The sequence below is a fragment of the Lentilactobacillus sp. TOM.63 genome, assembly GCF_030361045.1.
GTDB lineage: Bacteria > Bacillota > Bacilli > Lactobacillales > Lactobacillaceae > Lentilactobacillus > Lentilactobacillus dabitei.
Genome location: NZ_JAUCAP010000165.1, coordinates 1 through 1,543, shown reverse-complemented (window position 1 = coordinate 1,543; position 1,543 = coordinate 1). Strand labels below are relative to the sequence as shown.

General features: G+C 42.6%; 2 protein-coding genes. One reads left to right on the top strand and one right to left on the bottom strand.

All coding sequences use genetic code 11. The features are described 5' to 3' along the window. Nucleotides 1-45: 45 nt before the first annotated feature. Complete coding sequence (locus QUF07_RS13925) at nt 46-621, bottom strand: NAD(P)-dependent oxidoreductase (protein WP_289428190.1); 576 nt, start codon at nt 619-621, stop codon at nt 46-48. Between the two features lie 84 nt (nt 622-705). On the opposite strand from QUF07_RS13925, the gene QUF07_RS13920 reads away from it, so the two are divergent. Continuing rightward, on the top strand, nt 706-1,332 hold the full coding sequence (locus tag QUF07_RS13920) for an LbetaH domain-containing protein (protein ID WP_217162612.1): 627 nt from the start codon (nt 706-708) through the stop codon (nt 1,330-1,332). Nucleotides 1,333-1,543: the final 211 nt, after the last annotated feature.

Here is a 1,543-nt window from a genome sequence, read left to right as displayed (position 1 = left end):
CATCATTTATTTAAGTTAGATACATATTATATGTACGAAGGCATTTCATTTACACAAGATTCTTGACGCTACCAAAACTTCATCAATCGTTTCAAATTGTTGAACGTGGCGCAGATTTTTGCGGCTGCGATTGAACCCAATCACTTGCATGCCCATGTGATAACAGGAATCTGCCAGTCGTTGGCCGATTGTTCCCAACCCTAAAATGCCAATTGTTTTACCATAGAGCTCCTCGCCGACAAAATCTCCCCGTTTGGCTTCAGCGGCTTCCTGCAAAGTTTCTCCTTCAGCGGCCTTTAAATTTTCCATCATCTCAACGGCACCATCAAGCGGCCGCACACAACGGAATAAGTTTTGAATGATTAATTCTTTAACCGCATTGGCATTCACCCCAGGGGTGTTGAAAACAGCGGTCCCATTGGCCGTACAGGCGTTCAAGTTAATCGTATTAACGCCGGTTCCAGCACGGGCAATCACTAATAACCGCTTAGAAATCAATTCATTATTGACGTGAGAACTTCTGACTAAAATTGCATCCGGCGTGTCGGTATTGGATTCCTTAAAAATATCCCCGGCAAAATCGGTTAAATCAAATCGGTCGATCGTTTTAACTTCAAACATTTTTTGAGCTCCTTTTAACTTTATTATTGTTAAACATATTATAATGGATAAATAGAAAAACATCTTGAGAAAGAGGTCCTGATTATGCATATTGATTTTGTCAAACTATCAAAAGACAAGCCGACAATCGGCAAAGACACCCAAACTAAGAATACAACTTTTGGTGACTGGGTGGAGATTGGCGCCAGCAATTTAATCGATAATAGTACTATTGGCGACTATACCTATACTGGTCAATATTGTTTCATCCAAAATAGTGATTTGAAAAAGTTCATTAGTATGGCGGCAATGATTCGCATCGGACCTACCAACCACCCTTACGACCGAGCTGCTCAGCACATTTCGTTCTATAATGGCGGCGCGTATGGCTTTGGTCATCCCGACACCGAATTTCTCGAACATCGAAAGACGATTCGAACCACCATTGGCAATGACGTCTGGATTGGACATGGCGTGATTATCCAAGCTGGCGTGACGGTTGGCAATGGTGCCGTTATCGGTTCCGGCGCTGTCGTCACAAAAGACGTTGCCCCCTATACGATTGTCGGTGGCATCCCAGCCAAACCCATCAAGGACCGTTTCCCAGATGAAATCAAAGCTGATTTGCAAAAGATTGCTTGGTGGGATTGGTCAAGAGAAGATATTGAAAAGTATTACTTAGACTTCAGGCTGCCTATTAAGGAATTTATTGATAAACATCTGCCAAGATAACGCGGACTGGTCGTAAGTTCTATAAACTGAGCCAAACAACGTGAGAGATCCAGTTAGAAAACTGATAAACGTCAGCTTCTAACTGGATCTCTTTTTGTTGCATTCAGGATAAAGAGGATGATCAATCACGTGTCTTTGAGGTGTACCCCAAAAGTTAAAGTAAATATTTGCTTGTCTTTCCTAGGCGGCACGGAGTCGATAGCTTATCGGC

Excerpts from the sequence above, each read along its gene's own strand:
- QUF07_RS13925 (WP_289428190.1), bottom strand. The coding sequence starts at position 621 with ATGTTTGAAGTTAAAACGATCGACCGATTTGATTTAACCGATTTTGCC.
- QUF07_RS13920 (WP_217162612.1), top strand. The coding sequence starts at position 706 with ATGCATATTGATTTTGTCAAACTATCAAAAGACAAGCCGACAATCGGC.